Source organism: Streptomyces sp. MMG1121 (assembly GCF_001280015.1).
Classification (GTDB): Bacteria; Actinomycetota; Actinomycetes; order Streptomycetales; family Streptomycetaceae; genus Streptomyces.
Genome location: NZ_LGDV01000186.1, coordinates 65,250 through 80,335, shown reverse-complemented (window position 1 = coordinate 80,335; position 15,086 = coordinate 65,250). Strand labels below are relative to the sequence as shown.

General features: G+C 72.7%; 13 protein-coding genes. 4 read left to right on the top strand and 9 right to left on the bottom strand.

Annotated features, from left to right (window positions below; genetic code table 11):
- Positions 1-195 precede the first annotated feature (195 nt).
- Positions 196-1,341 carry an aminoglycoside phosphotransferase family protein gene (locus ADK64_RS17090; protein WP_053659798.1) on the top strand — a complete coding sequence of 382 codons (1,146 nt, stop codon included), beginning with the start codon at positions 196-198 and terminating at the stop codon, positions 1,339-1,341.
- A gap of 292 nt (positions 1,342-1,633) precedes the next feature.
- A complete protein-coding gene (locus tag ADK64_RS17085) occupies positions 1,634-3,604 on the top strand; it encodes an N-acetylmuramoyl-L-alanine amidase (RefSeq protein WP_053659796.1) in 1,971 nt (656 codons plus the stop codon).
- A 14-nt stretch (positions 3,605-3,618) separates the two neighbouring features.
- On the opposite strand, the gene ADK64_RS17080 is transcribed toward ADK64_RS17085, so the two are convergent.
- From ADK64_RS17080 to ADK64_RS17050, 7 genes are all read right to left on the bottom strand, one after another.
- Complete coding sequence (locus ADK64_RS17080; RefSeq protein WP_053659794.1) at positions 3,619-4,116, bottom strand: hypothetical protein; 498 nt, start codon at positions 4,114-4,116, stop codon at positions 3,619-3,621.
- A 338-nt stretch (positions 4,117-4,454) separates the two neighbouring features.
- Positions 4,455-5,354: a universal stress protein gene (locus ADK64_RS17075; RefSeq protein ID WP_053659792.1), complete on the bottom strand. Its 900-nt coding sequence runs from the start codon at positions 5,352-5,354 to the stop codon at positions 4,455-4,457.
- Between the two features lie 121 nt (positions 5,355-5,475).
- Positions 5,476-5,718 (bottom strand): DUF397 domain-containing protein, encoded by a 243-nt coding sequence (locus ADK64_RS17070; protein WP_053659790.1) that lies wholly within the window; start codon positions 5,716-5,718, stop codon positions 5,476-5,478.
- 82 nt (positions 5,719-5,800) lie between these two features.
- Complete coding sequence (locus tag ADK64_RS17065; RefSeq protein WP_053659788.1) at positions 5,801-6,967, bottom strand: thiolase domain-containing protein; 1,167 nt, start codon at positions 6,965-6,967, stop codon at positions 5,801-5,803.
- A complete protein-coding gene (locus tag ADK64_RS17060) occupies positions 6,964-8,034 on the bottom strand; it encodes a thiolase domain-containing protein (protein ID WP_053659786.1) in 1,071 nt (356 codons plus the stop codon). The genes ADK64_RS17065 and ADK64_RS17060 overlap by 4 nt, the downstream gene beginning before the upstream one ends.
- Entirely contained in the window at positions 8,031-8,972 is a 942-nt protein-coding gene (locus ADK64_RS17055; RefSeq protein ID WP_053659784.1) for a Zn-ribbon domain-containing OB-fold protein, read from the bottom strand. Before ADK64_RS17055 ends, ADK64_RS17060 begins: the two co-directional genes overlap by 4 nt.
- Positions 8,973-8,994: 22 nt before the next feature.
- Positions 8,995-9,795: a crotonase/enoyl-CoA hydratase family protein gene (locus tag ADK64_RS17050; RefSeq protein ID WP_053659782.1), complete on the bottom strand. Its 801-nt coding sequence runs from the start codon at positions 9,793-9,795 to the stop codon at positions 8,995-8,997.
- A 188-nt stretch (positions 9,796-9,983) separates the two neighbouring features.
- On the opposite strand from ADK64_RS17050, the gene ADK64_RS17045 reads away from it, so the two are divergent.
- Both ADK64_RS17045 and ADK64_RS17040 read left to right on the top strand, forming a co-directional pair.
- Positions 9,984-11,600 (top strand): acyl-CoA synthetase, encoded by a 1,617-nt coding sequence (locus ADK64_RS17045; protein ID WP_053659780.1) that lies wholly within the window; start codon positions 9,984-9,986, stop codon positions 11,598-11,600.
- A gap of 70 nt (positions 11,601-11,670) precedes the next feature.
- Complete coding sequence (locus ADK64_RS17040; protein WP_420712986.1) at positions 11,671-13,458, top strand: sulfatase; 1,788 nt, start codon at positions 11,671-11,673, stop codon at positions 13,456-13,458.
- A gap of 6 nt (positions 13,459-13,464) precedes the next feature.
- Here ADK64_RS17040 and ADK64_RS17035 read toward each other — a convergent pair whose 3' ends face one another.
- A complete protein-coding gene (locus tag ADK64_RS17035; RefSeq protein ID WP_053659778.1) occupies positions 13,465-14,169 on the bottom strand; it encodes an alpha/beta fold hydrolase in 705 nt (234 codons plus the stop codon).
- A 37-nt stretch (positions 14,170-14,206) separates the two neighbouring features.
- On the bottom strand, positions 14,207-15,073 hold the full coding sequence (locus ADK64_RS17030; RefSeq protein WP_199829636.1) for an alpha/beta fold hydrolase: 867 nt from the start codon (positions 15,071-15,073) through the stop codon (positions 14,207-14,209).
- Positions 15,074-15,086 lie beyond the last annotated feature (13 nt).

Here is a 15,086-nt window from a genome sequence, read left to right as displayed (position 1 = left end):
GGCGACTATTCGCCACGGTTCGCCAGGGTGCGCCAGATGGTGTGCCACTGGGCATCCGGTGTCAGGTAGGAAAGCGCCACCCCGACCCGGTCACCTCGAGGGACATTCCCCAGGGTGTTCCCGATCGGCCGGGCCGGGCTGCGCGCAGGACTTTCAGGCAGGCACAGCAGGCACACGAAGGGATCTGTATCTCCCATGTACGCAGCATCGTCCTCCGTGTCCGCCCCGCCCCGGCCGCTGCGCCCCCGACCGGCGGGCGGCGGACCGTTCCTCGACCCGGTGGCGCGTCCGGGCGGACCCGTGCTGGGCGCGGGCCGGCCCCGGAGGATCCCGGGCCAGCCCGGCACGCCACCGCTCAGCGGGAGACTCGACTTGTCCGGTCCCCAGGGCGCGCAACTGCGCTCCGCGATCGCGTCGGTGCACCGGATCTGTCCGGAGTTCGCTCCGGTGCAGGTGCTGCGGCGCAGCGGGCGGTCCGTCCTCATCGTCGGGACGACGGGGCGCAGCACGGCCGTGGCCAAGTGTCTGTTGGACCACTCGCCGGCCTGGGCCGAGCAGATCCGCCACGAAATAGCCGCATACCGCTCGTTCGTCCGGCACCGGCCCCCGGTCCGCGTGCCCCGGCTGATCGCGGCGGATCCGGACAACGGCACCCTGGTGATCGAGCGGATGGCGGGCCGTGTGGCGGCGCTCCAGCGCCATCCGGTGGAGGCACCGCCCCGCCCGGACATCCGGGCGGCGCTGGGCGCGATCTGCCGGGTGAACGCCTGGCGGCCCCCGGCGGGCACGTTCGACATGCCGCTGGACTACGGCGCCCGCATCTCCCGGTTCCACGAGCTGGGCCTGCTCACCGACCGGGATCTCGGTGACCTCCAGAAGCTGCTGCACGGCATCGCCCACGAGGTGGGTCGGCACGGCATGCTCCAGTTCTGCCACGGCGACGCCCTGCTCTCGAACATCCTGCTGTCACCAGCCGGTCCAGTGCTGGTGGACTGGGAGCACGCGGGCTGGTATCTGCCGGGGTACGACCTGGCGACGCTGTGGCTGGTCCTCGGGGACGCCCCGGCGGCCCGGCGGCAGATCAGCCAGATCGCCCAGTCGGCGGGCCCGTCCTCCCGGGACGCCTTCCTGGTGAATCTGATGCTGCTGCTGACCCGCGAGATCCGTACGTACGAGACGGCCGTGCAGCGTTCGATGCACGACACGGCCCCGGCGGCACCGGGCACTGCCCACCCGGGCGCCGCGCCGTCCGGCGAGGAACAGCGGCTGCTGCTCCGGCGGCTGCACGACGACTGCCAGATGGCCCGCAAGGCCGTCCGAGCGGCGGTCGGCACTCGCTGACGGGGACGAAGGTCCGCGGCGCGCCAGAGCGGCGGCGCGCCGCGGACCTTCGCCCGTCCCGGCCCGAAGCCCGTTCGGCCCCGAATCCCGGCCGTGCCCGGCGCGGTCACTGGTGTACGCCAGTGACGCCCCGCAGGCCCGCGCACCGCCGTGGCGAAACTCGCCGAAACCCTCCGTGACGTGGGAAATCAACGACCCGAATGCATTATTGACGGATCGTCGGCAAGCCGGTACCACTGACCCAGCTTGGCGCCGCACACCCCGCCACGCCCGCCCGTCACAGGAGGCCGCATTGCGAGGTTCCGCCACCGATCCCACGTCCACTCCCGGCCACAGACATCTACGGCGGGCTGCTGTCCCGCTCGCCTCCGCCGCTCTGCTGCTGCCGCTGCTCGGCGCGGCCCCCGCGCAGAGCACCGCCGACTCCTCCGCGGGCCGGCTGCAACAGGCCTTCGCCACCGCCTCGGCCGAGTACCACGTGCCGCAGAGTGTGCTGCTGGCCGTCTCCTACCTCCAGTCCCGCTGGGACTGGCACGCCGGCGCGCCGAGCGTGACCGGCGGCTACGGCCCCATGCATCTCACCGACGCCCGGACCGCGATCGCCGCCACGGAGCACTACGCCGAGGGCACCGAGGACGCCCGCGGCGACGGCGCCCGCCCGGCCGTACACCCCGGCATCGAGGTGCCGGCCGAGTCCGCGCTCCCGGCCCGGCTGAAGACGCTGGTGAAGGCGGCGCGGCTGACGGGCCTGTCCGCCGAGAAGCTGCGCACCGACCCGACGGCGAACGTGACCGGCGGCGCCGCCCTGCTCGCCGCCGCGCAGAAACAGCTGGGGGAGCCGCTGAGCGCCGACCCCGCCGACTGGTACGGCGCGGTGGCCCGTTTCTCCGGCGCGGACGACACCGCGACCGCGGCGGCGTACGCGAACGACGTGTACGACGTCCTGCACACGGGTGAGGAGCGCACCACGGACGACGGCCAGTTGGTCGCGCTGGCCGCGCAGCCGCGGCTGGCCGCCGACACCGCCCAGCTGAAGCGGGCCGGCCTGCGCACGCTTCCCACGGACGGCGTCGAATGCCCGAGGTCGGTGTCCTGCGAGGCGGTGTGGGCGCCGTACGCCCAGTTCGGCAACAACGACTACGGCAACCACGACCTCGGTGACCGGCCGGTGTCACAGAGCATCAAGTACATCGTCATCCATGACACGGAGGGCACCTGGGACGGGGTGCTGAACCTCATCCAGGACCCGACCTATGTGTCGTGGAACTACACGATCCGCTCCACGGACGGTCTGATCGCCCAGCATGTGAAGGCGAAGGACGTGGCCTGGCACGCGGGCAACTGGTACGTCAACGCCACGTCCGTCGGCATCGAGCATGAAGGTTTCCTCGCCAACCCGGACGCCTGGTACACGGAGGCGATGTACCGGTCCTCGGCGCGGCTGGTGAAGTACCTGAGCCGGACGTACGACATCCCGCTGGACCGGCAGCACATCCTGGGCCACGACAACGTGCCCGGCCCGACGACGTCCACCATCCCCGGCATGCACACGGATCCGGGTCCGTACTGGGACTGGCGGCACTACTTCCAGTTGCTGGGCCACCCCTTCGAACGCACCGCGGGCAAGCGGTCCGGTCTGGTGACGATCCTGCCGGACTACGCCTCGAACCAGCCGGCGTACACGGGCTGCACCACGTCGGGCGAGCCCTGCGCCGCACACGGCTCCAGCGAGGTGCGGCTGTACTCGGACCACGACACGAGCGCCCCGCTGATCAAGGACATCGGCCTGGGCAAGGACCCGACCATCGATGTGAACGACCTGTCCTCCCGGGCCGCCACCGGCCAGCAGTACGCGGTCGCGGACCGCTGGGGCGACTGGACGGCCATCTGGTACCTCGGGCAGAAGGCCTGGTTCCGGAACCCGTCGAAGGCGCCGACGGCGGTGCCGGCGAAGGGGCTGACGGTGACGCCGAAGGAGGGACTCGCGAGCATCCCGGTGTACGGCCGCGCCTACCCGGAGAAGGAGGCCTATCCGGCGGGCGTCCCCGTGCAGTCGGTCGTACCGCTGTCGTACACGATCGCGGCCGGGCAGAGGTACGTGGTCGGTGACGAGGTGCCGGGCGAGTACGACTACTCGGTCACCTTCACCACCGACTCGCACCGGGTCGTGGTGGGCAAGGACCTGTATTACGAGATCCAGTACGGTCACCGGGTCGGGTTCGTCCGCGCGGCGGACGTCACTCTGCAGCGCTCGGCCGGCTAGCCGGCCGCGGTGCCTCAGCCCTGCTGGAAAAGCTCCGCCGGGAGCGGCTTCAGCAGGGCGTACAGGTCGTCCGTGATGGGGCGGTCCCAGGCGGCGATGGTCACGAGGACGCCGTCGCTGCGGTCGAACTGCACGCAGGAGATCCGGCTCTCGGACAACTTGAGCCGCCGCACGATCAGGAGGTTGTCGCCCTGGAGCACCGGGGTGTCCTCGGTGCCGACGACGATGACCTCCTCGTCGTTCTCCAGCGCGAGGAGCAGCTGGCCCACCTCGAAGGGGATCTCTCCCTCGTCGACCTCGCGGGCCGGAGAGCCCTCGGGCAGGTTGCCGATGATCATCGCGGGGCCGCGGCCGCCGAAGAGGTCGTAGCGCAGGAAGACACCCTGGCAGGTGCCGTCGGGGGCGGGCAGCAGGCCCGCGCCGAGGTTGCCCGGCCAGTCACCCGGGTCCATGGCCAGCACGTCGAAGTCGGGCCCGGCAGGAGTGGCGCTGCGGCGGCGGAGGAACGACATGCGGCCATGGTACGTGCCCGGGCTCTCCTGGGTGACCTGCGGGCGCCCGGCGACGCGGTGCCCGGGCCGGGGCCGCCGGCACGGGTGTCGCGCGGGGCCGGTGCGGGCGCGGTCAAGTGGCGGCGTGGGCGCGATCGGGGGGCCGTGCGGGTGCCGGGCCCGAGGCCCGCCAGGTTCGTCCGGAGGGCGCCGGCGGTGCGACCGGCCGGCGGTACGGGCGCCGGCTCCCGGGCGTCGCCGGGTCCGTCCCGGTCGCTGCGCCAGGCGGGTGCGGTCGCCGGAGCCGCGGGTGCGGGGCGCCGTGGGCCGGGGCGCGGCACGGGCCGGGCGGGCACCGCTCACTGCTCCAGTGGTGCCGGCGGTACCACCGCGATCGGGCTCGCGGCGTGCAGCAGGACGGCCTGGGTGACCGAGCCCATCATGCGGGCGGGGGCGAGCAGGCGGCGCCGGTGACGGCCGACGACGACCAGGTCGGCGTCCTGGGAGGCGGCGACGAGGTGCCCGGCCGCGTCGCCCGGCACTGCCTCGGTGTCGGCGCGGACCTCGGGGTGCCGCTTGCGGTGGGGTGCGAGGAAGCCTTCGGCGAGCGCGCGGGTCTCGCTCTCGACGGCCTCCTGGTCGACCGCGGGCGGGATCAGCTGGCCGGGTGCGGACCAGGTCTGTACGGGCCACGGGTAGGCGGCGATCACCTGCACCCGGGCCGCGCGCAGGGCGGCCTCGGCGAAGGCGAACGCGAGGGTGGCGTCGTCGGGGCTGTCGGCGTGCAGGCCGACGACCACCCGGGGCCCGGGCTCGGTCGGCCCGTCCCCGTGCACCTCGCGGCCGGGCCGGGGTACGACGACCACCGGGCAGTCGGCGTCCCGGGCGGCGGCGAGGCCGTTGGAGCCGAGCAGCAGGCTGGCGAAGCCGCCGCGGCCCCGCGAGCCGAGGACCAACAGCTGGGCGTCGGTGCCGAGTTCGGGCAGGACGGCGCCGGGTACGCCCTCCAGGGCGACGTACTCCGCGGCGGGTTCGCCGGTGCCCGCGAGCCGGGCGCGCACCTCGTCCAGGACCGGGTCGCCCTGCGCGTCGGGCGGCCCGGCGACCAGTACGTCGGCCTGGCCCCAGGCGGCGTACTGCCGTACGTGCACCACGCGCAGCGGTGCCGCGCGGCGCCGGGCGGCGTCGACGGCCCAGTCCAGCGCGCCCAGGCTGTCGTCCGAACCGTCGACCGCGGCGATGACCGGCTCAGTGCTCATCGTTCCTCACCTCCGGAACACGACCTTCCCCTTGCTGGTGCCAGCCTGACGCAGGCTCGGCTCCCGTGGGGCGCTGTTGGTCGCGTGTCCGGAAATCCGCCCGGTATGCCCCCGGTCCGGCTCAGGTGAGGTCGAACTCCCCTTCCCGCGCGCCCGAGACGAAGGCGCCCCATTCCGCGGGCGTGAAGATCAGGGAGGGACTCTCCGGGCTGCCGCTGTTGCGCATCGCGATGAAGCCCTCGACAAACGCGATCTGGACATCGCCCAGACCCCGGCTGCTGGACTGCCAGTCGGCCTTGCTGAGGTCCAGGTCCGGCTTGTCCCAGCCCTTGAGCGGCTGCTGCTGGATGGTGCTCTCGGCCACGTCCGTGCTCCTCCCGGTTCGTCGTCCGCGGCTCAGCCTAGCGACCGCTTCCGACGGCCGACAGGCCACGTGGGAAGGACTTTCAGGACTCCGGCGGCCGTGCTCCCACGAGCCACATGGAGAAGAACTGCGAGCCGCCGCCGTAGGCGTGCCCGAGTACCTTCCGGGCGCCGTCCACCTGGTGTTCCCCGGCCTGGCCGCGCACCTGGAGCGCCGCCTCGGCGAAGCGGATCATGCCGGAGGCGCCGATGGGGTTGGTGGACAGCACGCCTCCCGACATGTTGACGGGCAGGTCACCGTCGAGTTCGGTCACCCCGGACTCGGTGAGCTTCCAGCCCTCACCCTCCTCGGCGAAGCCCAGGTTCTCCAGCCACATGGGCTCGTACCAGGAGAACGGCACGTACATCTCGACGGCGTCGATGTCCCGGCGCGGGTCGGCGATGCCAGCCTGCCGGTAGACGTCGGCGGCGCAGTCCTTGCCGGCCTGCGGGGAGACGAAGTCCTTGCCCGCGAACAGGGTCGGTTCGCTGCGCATGGCGCCGCCGAGCATCCAGGCGGGCGGCCGGGGGGCGCGGGCGGCTCCGGCGCGGTCGGTGAGGACCATGGCGCAGGCGCCGTCGGAGGAGGGGCAGGTCTCGGAGTAGCGGATGGGGTCCCACAACATGGGCGAGGCCTGGACCTTCTCCAGTGTGAGGTCGTGCTCGTGGAGATGGGCGTAGGGGTTCTTCAGGGCGTTGCGCCGGTCCTTGTAGGCGACGAGGGAGCCGATGGTGTCGGGGGCACCGCTGCGCCGCATGTAGGCGCGCACGTGCGGGGCGAAGAAGCCGCCCGCCCCGGCGAGCAGGGGCTGCTGGAAGGGGATGGGCAGGGAAAGTCCCCACATGGCGTTCGACTCGGACTGCTTCTCGAAGGCGAGGGTGAGGACCGTGCCGTGGACGCGGGCGGCGACCAGGTTGGCGGCGACGAGCGCGGTGGATCCGCCGACGGAGCCGGCGGTGTGCACTCGGAGCATGGGCTTGCCGACGGCGCCGAGGGCGTCGGCGAGGTACAGCTCGGGCATCATCACGCCCTCGAAGAAGTCGGGCGCCTTGCCGATGACGACGGCGTCGATGTCGGCCCAGGTCAACTCGGCGTCCTCCAGGGCCCGCCCGGCAGCCTCGCGGACGAGTCCGGCGATCGACACGTCCCGGCGGGCGGCCACGTGCTTGGTCTGGCCGATTCCTGTGACGGCCACGGGCTCCTTGCTCATCGTGGATCCCCTTCGAGTACGGCGACCAGGTTCTGCTGGAGGCAGGGGCCGGAGGTGGCGTGGGCGAGGGCGCGGTCGGATGCGCCGCGGTGGATGCGGGCGGCGGCCTCGCCGATGCGGATGAGTCCGGCGGCCATGACGGGGTTGGCGGCCAGTGCCCCGCCGGAGGGGTTGACGCGCACGTCGTCGCCGAGGCGGAGCGCCTGGCGCAGGACGACCTCCTGGGCGCTGAAGGGTGCGTGCAACTCGGCCGTGTCGACGGGTCGTTCGAAGGCGCCTGCCTTCTGCGCGGCGAGTCGCGCGGAGGGCGAGTCGGTGAGGTCACGGACGCCGAGGCCGTGTGCCTCGATGCGGTGGTCGATGCCCCGGATCCAGGCGGGCCGCGCGCACAGCCGGCGGGCCTGCTCCCCCGCCGCGAGGATCACGGCGGCGGCGCCGTCGCCGACGGGCGGGCAGTCGCCGGTGCGCAGCGGCCGTACGACGTAGTCACCCTGTGGGACAGGGCCCTTGAGCTGGGCGTGCGGGTTGTCTTGCGCGTCGGCGCGGCTACGGGCGCCGACGGCCGCGAGTGCCGGTTCGTCGGTGTGGCTGGCATCTATGAGGGCCTGTGCCTGCAGAGCGGCCAGGGCTATGGAGTCGGGCCACAGTGGGGCGACGTAGTACGGGTCGAGCTGGCGGGTCAGTACGTCCCGCACGGAGCCGGGTGAGCACTTGCCGTAGGAGTAGACGAGCGCGGTGTCGGCGTCGCCGGTGAGCAGTTTGGTCCAGGCCTCGTACAGGGCCCAGGCGCCGTCCATCTCGACGTGCGACTCGGAGATCGGCGGCCAGGCGCCGACGCCGTCGAGGGCGAGGGTGAAGGAGAAGGCCCGGCCGGCGAGGTAATCGCTGGAGCCGGAGCAGGTGAAGCCGATGTCGGCGGCCTTCAGGCCGGTCTGCGCGAGCACGTCGTGCAGGACCGGCATGAGCATCTCGGCCTCGGAGGACTCCTCCGTGGAGCGGCGGTGGTCGCTCTGGGCGAAGGCGACGACGGCGATGTCCCGGGCGGCGGGGGCTTCTTCGCTGGTCACAGCAGCTCCTTGTACGTCTCGTAGTCCGCGTCGGGCTCGCCGGTGGGCCGGTAGTGGTCGGGGTAGCGGGCTCCCTCGGTCCACACCGGCTCGACGCGCAGGCCCATGCGCACCTGGTCGTAGGGGATGCCGCCGATCCGGGCGTGCAGGGCGAGGTCGGCGCCGTCGAGCGCGATGTGGGCGTAGACGTAGGGGACTTCGATGTCGAGGTTCTTGGCCTTGATGTTGACGATGCAGTAGGTGGTCACTGTGCCGCGAGGACCTACTTCGACCTGTTCGGCTGTGGCCACGCCACATGTGGGGCACGCACCCCTCGGCGGGACGTACACCTTGCGGCAGGAGGGGCAGCGTTCGCCGACGGTGCGGTGTGCGGAGAGGGCGCCGATGTAGGCGGACTGGGCGCGGCCGGGCGAGTAGGTGTAGTCGAGGCGGGCGGGGGCGACGATCCCGGTGAGCGGGTTCTCGAACTCGCCGGTGTGGCCGCCGGGCCGGACGGGCTCTCCGTCGTACGGCTCGAAGCAGGCGATGTCGGTGATGGCGCCGGTACGCTCCGCGGCCCAGCGGACGCGCACCCGCATGCCGGAGCGCACGGCATCGGGGCCGGGGGCGTCGAGGGTGTGCAGGAGGGCGGTGTCGGCGCCGTCGAGCCGGACCAGGACCCAGGCGAACGGCCCGTCGAGGGGCTGGCCGCGCCGGGGCCGGGGGTTCCAGGCCCAGGAGGTGACCGTGCCCGTGGGGGCGACCTCGACCAGGTCGCGGATCTCCTCGGCGGTGACGGGGTCGTACTCGACGGGTGGGACGAGGGTGCGTCCGTCGGCGGTCCGCACGCCGAGGACGACGCGTTCGCGCAGGCCGGTGAGGAAGGCGCTCTGCACGGGGCCCAGCGAGCGGGTGAACGGGAACTCGACCACGAGGGGGGCTTGGAGGACTTCGGACATCCTTGAGGACTCCTTCGGCGGTTCAGGCGCGCTTGTAGACGGGGGGCCGCTTCTCCGCGAAGGCGCGGGCGCCCTCCTTGGCGTCGGCGGTGTCGAAGACCGGCCAGCCGCGCGCGAGTTCGGCCGCGAGGCCGTCGGTCTCGGTGAGCTCGGCCGTCTCGTACACGGAGGCCTTGACGGCCTCGACGGCGAGCGGGCCGCAGGCGTTGATCCGCTCGGCGATCTCCAACGCCTTGTCGAGCGCGCTGCCGTCGGGGACGACGTGGCCGATCAGACCGATGCCGGCGGCCTCCTGGGCGGTGTAGGGCCGTCCGGTGAGCAGCATCTCCAGGGCGTGGGTGCGCGGGATCTGGCGTTGCAGCCGGACGGTGGAGCCGCCGATCGGGAACAGGCCGCGCCTGACCTCGAACAGGCCGAAGGTCGCGGACTGGCCCGCGACCCGGATGTCGGTGCCCTGGAGGATCTCGGTGCCGCCCGCGACGCAGTACCCCTCGACGGCGGCGAGCACCGGTTTGCGCGGGCGGTGGTGGCGCAGCATCGCCTTCCAGTGCAGGTCGGGATCGGCCTTGAGCCGGTCGCGGTAGTGCTCGCCCTGCATGCCGTTGCCGGCGAGGGCCTTCAGGTCCATGCCGGCGCAGAAGGATCCGCCGGCTCCGGTGAGCACGATCGAGCGGATCCCTTCGTCCGCGTCGGCCTCGAGCCAGCCGTCGTAGAGGCCGACGAGCATCGGAAGCGAGAGCGCGTTCCGGGCGTCGGGCCGGTTGAGTGTGAGCACCAGTGTGGCGCCCTCGCGCCGCACGGTGAGGTGTTCCGTCCCGCCCATGGGCCATCTCCCCTCGGTGAGAACGAGAACAGGTTGCAGTAGGCGGGGAGGCACTTCAAGGGTTTTCTGACAGTCAGTCAGATTTATTGGCGCGCACCCTTCACAGTTGCGGCGCCCTTTGCTCTGATGACCGGCGAAGCGATGGTTCTCACCTTTCTTCGTCAGGACTGCCCGGGTCAGGAGGAGCGGTGGAGTACAACCTTGCCGATCTGTTCGAGTCGGTCGTCGACGTGGCCGCGGACCGCGAGGCGCTCGTGTACCTCGATCATCCCGGCACCGGCGCGGAGCGCCGTCTGACCTACGCGGAGCTGGACGCGGCCGCCAACCGCATCGCGCACCACCTCACCGACAGCGGGATCCGCCCCGGGGAGCATCTGGGTCTGCATCTGTACAACGGCGTCGAGTACCTGCAGACGGTGCTGGCCTGCCTGAAGGCGCGGATCGTCCCGGTCAACGTCAACTACCGCTATGTCGAAGAGGAGTTGGTGTATCTCTACCAGGACGCCGATCTGGTCGCGCTGGTCTTCGACGCGGAGTTCGCGGACCGGGTGGCGGGGGCGCTGCCGCGGGCGCGGGGGCTGCGGCACCTGCTGTGCGTGGGCCCGGACGCGGCCGGGGTGCCGGGTGCGGTGCCGTTCGCGGACGCGGAGGCCGCCGGGTCGCCCGAGCGGGGCTTTCCGGCGCGCTCCGGGGACGACGAGTTCATCATCTACACCGGCGGCACGACGGGCATGCCCAAGGGGGTGATGTGGCGTCAGGAGGATCTGTTCTTCGCCGGTCTGGGCGGCGGGGCGCCGACCGGGGAGCCGGTGAAGACGCCTCAGGAGCTGGCCGAGCGGGTCGCGGCCGGGGGCACCGGGATCACCTTCTTCCCCACTCCCCCGCTGATGCACGGCACCTCGACACTGACGGCGTTCATCGGTTTCAACTTCGGCCAACGCGTCGTGCTGCACCGCAAGTTCGTGCCGGAGGAGGTACTGCGGACCATCGAGAAGGAGAAGGTCACCAGCGTGTCGCTGGTCGGCGACGCGATGCTCCGGCCGCTGATCGACGCGCTGAGCGGGCCGCTGAAGGACACCGACTGCTCGGCCCTGTTCAGCGTCTCCTCGTCCGGCGCGATCATGTCGGAGACGGTGCGCCGGCAGTTCCGGGAGCTCGTCCCGAACGCCATGCTGCTGAACAACTTCGGCTCCTCCGAGTCCGGCTTCAACGGGACGGCGACCGAGGACTCCGGGCCGGAGCGCGGCTTCCGCATCCGGGTCAACTCCCGTACGCAGGTGGTCGATCCGGCGACCTACGAGCCCGTCGCGGTCGGCGAGATCGGCCGGGTCGCGCAGTGCGGCCATGTGCCGCTCGGCTACTACAACGACCCGGGCAAGACCGCCGAGACCTTCTTCGTCAAGGACGGCCGGCGCTGGGTGCTGCTCGGCGACATGGCGACGGTCGACGAGGACGGCGTGGTCACCGTGCTCGGCCGGGGCTCGCAGTGCATCAACACCGGTGGCGAGAAGGTCTATCCCGAGGAGGTCGAACAGGCGCTCAAGGCACATCCGGACGTGTACGACGCGCTGGTCGCCGGGGTGCCGGACACCATGTGGGGCAACCACGTGGCGGCCGTGGTGCAGTTGCGCGCGGGGGCGTCACACCCCTCCCTGGACGACATCCAGAGCCACTGCCGCACCCGGCTCGCCGGTTACAAGATCCCTCGCCAGCTGGTGATCGCGGACGCCATCCAGCGGTCCCCCAGCGGCAAGGCCGACTACCGGTGGGCACGCGAAGTGGCGGTGGCGGCGGACCGTCCCTAGCTCCGGGGTGTCCCGAGCTCCGGGGTGTCCCGCCTCCTCGGCGGCGTCAGAGGACTACCCTGTGCGCACGATGGGCGTCACCCGATCACCAACGGTGACGATCGGTCGACGAGTGCTGCCGGTCCCGGTCCCTTCCGCACCGGCGCCCGGCCACGCACGGAAGGACCCTCAGGTGTCGCAGCCCACGCCTCGTCCCTGGTTCGCGTGGTGCCGTCGGCACACCCGGATCGGCCGGGGGGCGAGCATCGGCACGACCGTCCTGGCGGCCGCGCTCCTGCTGGGCGCGCTGCTGCTGCCGGACCGGCCCGACCACCTCACTCCGGCCGCGTTCGTACGCCTCCCGGCCGAAGGTGTCCTGCTCGCCGCCCTGCTGCTCGTGGTGCCGCCCCGGGCGCGGCGGACCGGGGCGGTGGCCGCCGGTGTGCTGATCGGGCTGGTCGCCCTGCTCAAGTGCCTCGACATGGGCTTCTATTCGGTGCTGTTCCGCCCCTTCGACCTGGTGCTGGACTGGGGCCTGCTGGGCAACGCGGCGGACTATCTGCGCGAGACGTCCGGCCGGGCCGGTGAGCTGGCCGCCATCGCGGGTGCCCTGCTGCTCGCGGTCACGGTGCTCGTCCTGACCACGGGCGCCGCGGTCCGGCTGACGACGCTGATGGCCCGGCACCGGGCCCGCGCGGTCCGCGGCACCCTGGTCCTGGGCACCGCATGCGTCACCTGTGTCCTGCTCGGCCTGCACAGCGCGGGCCTGCCGGTCGCGGCCACGATCGACGCCGACCTGCTCGGCGACCGCGCGCGGCAGGTCAGCGTCTCGCTCGCGGACGCGCGCCTCTTCCGGCGCCAGGCCGCCGTCGACGCCTTCGCGCACACCCCGCCCGACCGGCTGCTGACCGGCCTGCGCGGCAAGGACGTGCTGTTCACCTTCGTCGAGAGCTACGGGCGTTCGGCGATCGAGGACCCGTCGCCGGCCCCGCGCATCGACGCGGTCCTGGCTCAGAGCGCGGCCGGCCTGAAGGCGGCCGGGTTCCAGGCCCGCAGCGGCTGGCTGCGCTCGCCGGTGACGGGGGGCGGCAGCTGGCTGGCCCACTCGACCTTCCTGTCCGGCCTGTGGATCAGCAACCAGCAGAGGTTCCGCAGCCTCACCTCCAGCGGCCGCACCACGCTCACCGGCTCCTTCCGCAAGGCCGGCGCCTGGCGCACGGTCGGCATCGTGCCCGGCGTGCTGGTGGCCTGGCCGGAGGGCCGGTTCTTCGGCCTGGACCACGTCTACGACGGCCGTCACCTCGGCTACCGCGGCCCGGACTTCGGCTGGTCACAGGTGCCGGACCAGTTCGCCCTGGACACCTTCCGGCGCCAGGAGTTCGGCAAGCGGGGCCGGGGCCCGCTGATGGCGGAGATCATCCTCACCTCCAGCCACTATCCGTGGGCGCCCGTGCCGCGCATGGTCGACTGGGCGAAGCTGGGCGACGGCTCGGTCTTCCGGCAGATCAGGCGTGAGGGCAACGACGAGAAGGAGGTCTGGAGGAGCCCGCAGAGCGTGCGCACCGCATACCGCACCTCCATCGAGTACTCGCTGCACAGCCTCGTCGGCTTCCTTCAGCGCTACGGCGACGAGAACACGGTCCTGGTCTTCCTGGGCGACCACCAGCCCGTGCCGACGGTCACCGCGAACAGCCCCCGCAAGGACGTGCCGGTCTCCATCGTCGCCCGCGACCCCAAGGTGCTGGACCGGATCTCCGGCTGGGGCTGGACACAGGGCCTCAAGCCCGCCCCGAACGCCCCCGTCTGGCCGATGGACGCGTTCCGCGACCGCTTTCTGACGGCGTACGGACCACAGCCGGGGGCCGGCACGCACCGGTGAAGGCCCTCACCGGGCGAGGAACTCCTCCAGTACGGCCAGGAACCGGGCCGGGCGCCGCTGGTGCACCAGGTGCCCGGCGTCGACGGTCACGAGCGTGGCGTCCGGAATCAGGGCGGCGAGCTGCGCCACCTGGTCCTGCGGGATGAGACTGGCCGGGCCGCCCCCGATGACCAACGTCGGCATGGCGATCCGGCCCATGTGGTCCCACCACACAGGGTCGGGCGCGTTGCGCTGCTCGTCGGTGGCCCGCACCATCGCCCAGTCGAACGACAGCTCCCCCTCGGGTCGCGGGGCGGGCGGCCGGGGCGGGTCGAGCGGTACCGGTGCGCAGACGTCCTCCAGCACCAGGCGTCGTACGACACCGGGGTGGCGCTGCGCCAGCAGGCAGGCGACCAGGCCGCCCAGCGAGTGGCCCACCACATCGGCGCTGTCCAGGCCGAGGGCGGCCAGCAGGGCGCGTATGTCGTCGCTCATCGCCTCCACCCCGTACTCCCCCGGCCAGGCGCTGCGTCCGTGGCCGCGCAGGTCGGGGGCGTACACGCGGCGCGGAGCCGGTGGTGCCGCGAGCCGTTCGGCGACGGTCGTCCAGTCGGCGCCGTCGGCGCCCCGGCAGTGCAGCAGCAGGACGGGCGGGGCGTCCGGCGGGCCCCACGTCCGGCAGGCCAGGGTGATGCCGTTCGCTTCGATGGTGTGCGGCTCCACGGTGTCCACGCCGGGCACGGTAACCGGGCGGGCCGGCCGTGGGTACCTACTCTGCCGAGAGCAGAGCGAAGTCCGCGGGTCCGTCGAGGAAGGCGAGGACGCGGTGCACGAACCATTGCGGGTCGTCCAGCCAGGGGAAGTGGCCGGCGCGGGGCTGGACGCTGACCTGCGCCCCGGGGAAGGCCTCGGCGGTGCGGCGGGCGAGGCCGGGGCGCGGGCCGCCGTCGAGTTCGCCGGCGTGCACGAGGACCGGAGCGGTCAACGCGGCGAGGGCGGCCCGGGTCACGCCGGGCGCGAAGGCGCCGTCGGCGAAGTACCGCTCGCCCGCCTCGTCGTTGGTCTGTGCCGGCTCGGCGTCGGCGTGCGCACGGGCGGTGGCGTCCCAACGGCCGTAGAAGAAGGGCAGGAACGCGTCGTCGAAGTCCGCCTCGCCCGTCAGCCAGGCCCGGAAGGCGGGGAAGGCCTTTGCGAACCAGGGCTCGTCCGCGCGCAGCCGGGCCGCGGCCAGCCGGTCCCCGGAACTCGCCCGCATGCCCAGGGCGGACGGGTTGGGGGTGATCAGCAGCAGGCGCCGGATCCGCCGCGGGTGGCGGGCCGCGTAGAGCATGGCCAGGGCGGCGCCCGCCGAGTGGGCGAGCAGATCCATGTGCTCCAGGCCCATGTGTGCGCGCCACACCTCGACGTCGTCGACCATCCGGTCGCAGCGGTACGTCGCCGGGTCCGCCGGCACCGCGGAGTCACCGGTGCCCCGCAGATCGAGCAGGGCCAGCCGGCGGTGCGCGGTCAGTCCGCCGAGGTCCCCGAAGTAGGCGGAGGCACGCATGGGGCCGCCGGGCAGGACGACGAGGGGATCGCCCTCGCCCCGCAGGTGGTAGGCGAGCCGGGTGCCGTCGGTCGCGGTGAAGGTCGGCATGGGCGTGATCATG

What these genes read in the sequence shown, in the direction of transcription:
- ADK64_RS17090 (WP_053659798.1), top strand. Translation starts at nt 196, where the DNA reads ATGTACGCAGCATCGTCCTCCGTGTCCGCCCCGCCCCGGCCGCTGCGC.
- ADK64_RS17080 (WP_053659794.1), bottom strand. Translation starts at nt 4,116, where the DNA reads ATGTCGTTCCTCCGCCGCCGCAGCGCCACTCCTGCCGGGCCCGACTTC.
- ADK64_RS17075 (WP_053659792.1), bottom strand. Translation starts at nt 5,354, where the DNA reads ATGAGCACTGAGCCGGTCATCGCCGCGGTCGACGGTTCGGACGACAGC.
- ADK64_RS17065 (WP_053659788.1), bottom strand. Translation starts at nt 6,967, where the DNA reads ATGAGCAAGGAGCCCGTGGCCGTCACAGGAATCGGCCAGACCAAGCAC.
- ADK64_RS17055 (WP_053659784.1), bottom strand. Translation starts at nt 8,972, where the DNA reads ATGTCCGAAGTCCTCCAAGCCCCCCTCGTGGTCGAGTTCCCGTTCACC.
- ADK64_RS17050 (WP_053659782.1), bottom strand. Translation starts at nt 9,795, where the DNA reads ATGGGCGGGACGGAACACCTCACCGTGCGGCGCGAGGGCGCCACACTG.
- ADK64_RS17040 (WP_420712986.1), top strand. Translation starts at nt 11,671, where the DNA reads ATGGGCGTCACCCGATCACCAACGGTGACGATCGGTCGACGAGTGCTG.
- ADK64_RS17030 (WP_199829636.1), bottom strand. Translation starts at nt 15,073, where the DNA reads ATGCCGACCTTCACCGCGACCGACGGCACCCGGCTCGCCTACCACCTG.